The sequence below is a fragment of the Acidobacteriota bacterium genome, from assembly GCA_038040445.1.
Lineage (GTDB): Bacteria > Acidobacteriota > Blastocatellia > UBA7656 > UBA7656 > Onstottus_A > Onstottus_A frigus.
In genome coordinates this window covers 1-2,542 of the sequence record JBBPIG010000071.1, presented here as the reverse complement: position 1 = coordinate 2,542, position 2,542 = coordinate 1, and the positions used below count along the sequence as shown (strand labels likewise).

The window sequence follows — 2,542 nt, the reverse complement described above, 5'->3', positions numbered from 1 at the left end:
GGCACTCCATCAGCTATCCGGTCGTAGCGGAGTTATTGCACCAGTTGGGCTATAGTCTGCAGGCCAATCAAAAGACCAAGGAAGGAGACAGTCACCCGGACCGCGACGCTCAGTTTGCGCATATCAATCGCAAAGTCAAACGATACCTCGCTGACAAGCAGCCGGTGATTTCGGTCGACACGAAGAAGAAGGAATTGGTAGGGGACTTCAAGAACGGCGGGCAGGAACTGCGTCCCAAGGGAAATCCGGAACGGGTACGTGTGCATGACTTCGTCATCCCAGAATTGGGCCGGGCCAATCCATACGGGATTTATGATTTGGCTCACAACACAGGTTGGGTCAGCGTCGGCGTGGATCACGATACGGCAGCTTTTGCCGTCGAGAGCATCCGCCGCTGGTGGCGATCTATGGGACAGCCCATTCATCCCAAGGCCAAGCGGGTGCTCATCACCGCCGATGGTGGTGGCAGTAACGGTGCGCGGGTGCGACTTTGGAAGATGGAGCTACAGAGACTGGCAGACGAAACGGGGTTGCTCATCGCCGTCTGCCACTTTCCACCTGGAACCAGCAAGTGGAACAAGATCGAACACCGTCTGTTTAGCTTTATCACGCAGAACTGGCGGGGCAAGCCACTGGTCAGCTTTGAAGTGATCGTCAGTCTGATCGCAGCGACCACAACCAACAATGGCTTGAAGGTACATTCCGAGCTGGACACCAACTCGTACCCACCCGGAGTCAAGGTGTCGGACAAAGACTTCGCGCAGGTCCATCTTCGACGAGATCAGTTCCACGGGGAATGGAACTATCAGATCCGCCCAACGCGGCTCAAGAACTGATCATCTTATTTCTTAACAGGCCCTAACTTGCCTACGGAAAACCCAGGGCACCTAACAGCCTGTGTCAGAACCTGCATTTTCGGCAGGGAGGGAGATTAAACGAACTCGACCGCGATTTGACGCGGTGCGCGGGCTGTTGAAGGAAATCTTGCTTCCGGCTGCTCGCCGGCGCGTCAAGAACGGCCAGGGCCGCCAGGACGCGACATAAAGCATCAAAAATGTTTCTGCCCAGGTCCGCCAGGCCCCTGGGCGTTCCGGCTTTGGTCAGCGAGCGCAGAATCAGCGCGAGATTGCAGGCCGCCGCTTGCAGCAACACCCGCTTGGAGACATTTTCGCGGCCGCGCACGTGCACTCTGCGTAGCCCGCCGGTCTCATACTGATGCGCGAACGGACGTTCGAGGAACTCGCCGCGCCGCCGCAATAAACTCTTGCCGCGCTCGCCTTCCACGCGCCGTTTATTGGCGTAAACCGCCGCTTGTGGGTCCGCTTTGTTTTCCCACTTGCGCCGCTGCTGGTGCGGAACAGAAACGTACGTCCGTACGCCCCACTCATGCATTTTCGCCAACACGGGACCACTGTGATAGCCCTTGTCGGTGACGACTTCCCGCATCCCGCCATCCTCAACCTGGTATTGGCCCCGCGCGGTAGGCGTCGCGATCTGTTCCGCCACCGAAACACCCGCAGCCGGTAATGTTTCCAAAACAGATTCGGTGTCGCCTGTTGCGCCGCCGTGCGTCGTGATCGCCACAATCGCGCCCGTATCCAGATCCACGGCCTGCTCGGCCTTGTAGGCAAAGTGCGTCGCGCCGTCTTTCATCTTCGTCACTTCGGCGTCCGGATCGTGTGGATTCACCCAATCTTCATTCGAAGTTTTCTTCTTTCGCTTACGATCCATGCGCCGCACCGCGTCATCATCGTTGGGATCGATGCCCGCTGCCTGGGCCAGCTTCCGCAGATACTCCATGTAACTCTCGCCCGTGTCCCGCCGCACAATCGAGCGCATCGCCGCATTCGCCTCCAGCGTCGTCGCGTCGATCCCAATCGTCTTGCCTTTCAGCAATCCGCGCCGCGCCACTTCGGTCAACACAAACGTGAACACCGCCTGATGCGTTTCTTCATCCAGCAAGCGCCGCGTTCGCGAGATCGTCACATGATCCGGCGTAGCCTCTTGGAGCCCGTAGTTCAAAAAGCGCCGCAGACTCAGACTGTCGGCCACTCTCCACCCGATCCCTCGCTCGCTCCCAATGCCTTCAAAGAAGCCGACCAACAACAACCGGAAATACACGCCCGGCGCCAACGACGGCCGACCCAGCTTTTGGTGATAGAACTTCCGGCAGAGCCCCTCGCAAAACGCATCGAACCCCGCCTGCTTCAACACTCCGTTCAGCGCCTCATAAAACGGATGCCCCGGCGCTTGCGCCACCTCGCTGGCATAAAACATCTCTTCCTGCTTCTGTCTGGTCCGCTCCTCGCCCATCGCCATGCCTGATTCTACGCCCAAACATTCTTAAGCGGAAGTGGTTTTTAGACACGGGCTGCTAAACGGATCAGGATCGTTAAGTGAACAGTATTGGCCTTAAATCGCCGCCGTAGGGCAACTGGCCCACGGGTCTCGCGCCGTGCTGATAATTTCCGTCGATCTGAACTGTACTTTCTCTCGCAAGGCAATTCTTTAAATTAGTCTACCCATTCCTGCACCACATTCC

Annotated in this window: 2 protein-coding genes; one reads left to right on the top strand and one right to left on the bottom strand. The window is 57.8% G+C overall.

Annotated elements, in window-relative coordinates:
- Positions 1-836: ISAzo13 family transposase (locus AABO57_28990; GenBank protein ID MEK6289769.1), on the top strand; the 836-nt coding region annotated here is incomplete at its 5' end.
- 64 nt (positions 837-900) lie between these two features.
- On the opposite strand, the gene AABO57_28985 is transcribed toward AABO57_28990, so the two are convergent.
- Positions 901-2,337, bottom strand: coding sequence for a transposase (locus AABO57_28985; protein MEK6289768.1), 1,437 nt, complete (start codon positions 2,335-2,337; stop codon positions 901-903).
- Positions 2,338-2,542 lie beyond the last annotated feature (205 nt).